Source organism: Actinomadura sp. HBU206391 (assembly GCF_014323665.1).
Classification (GTDB): Bacteria; Actinomycetota; Actinomycetes; order Streptosporangiales; family Streptosporangiaceae; genus Actinomadura_C.
Genome location: NZ_JABVEB010000587.1, coordinates 1 through 522 on the forward strand (window position 1 = coordinate 1; position 522 = coordinate 522).

Annotated in this window: 1 protein-coding gene; it reads right to left on the reverse strand. The window is 72.0% G+C overall.

What is annotated here, in order from left to right:
• Window positions 1-48: 48 nt before the first annotated feature.
• Window positions 49-522: hypothetical protein (locus HKK72_RS39560; RefSeq protein ID WP_187239471.1), on the reverse strand; the 474-nt coding region annotated here is incomplete at its 5' end.

A 522-nucleotide genomic window follows, 5' to 3' on the forward strand; every position in this document is an offset into this window, starting at 1 on the left:
CGTTGCCGCTCGCGGATCGCTCAGGCGGCTGTGGTGACCGGTCCGGATTCACGTGAGTGCGGCTCTTGAGCCCAGGCAGTGACGAGCCGCCCGGGCGGCGAACGTCATGCGGGCGAGGCTGGCCATGACGGCGAGTGCGACCGGGACCCAGTGCAGGTCGCCGCTGCCGGTGAGCGCGTGGGTGGTGAACATGGTCAGCAGGGTGACGTCGGCGATGGCAGCGGCGATGGCAGCCGTGGCGGCCGTGGTGAGAGACGCACCGGGCGGCAGGCTCATCCATCGGCTGAGCCGCCCGGTGCCGGCCAGTGTGACCAGCAATGACGGCATGGCGATGAGGAAGGCCAGGCCGAGCAGCGGGAGGCCGAGCCAGGGTCCGGTGAGGTGGTGCTGCCATGGCGGCAGCGCGTTGGCCCAGGCGTTGGCGATCCAGCACAGGCCGAGCAGCGGCCCGGTCACCGCGAGCGCCACAGCGATCCGGCGAGCGGTCTCGCCTGCGAGTTCGGTCCGGATGGCCGCCGAGAC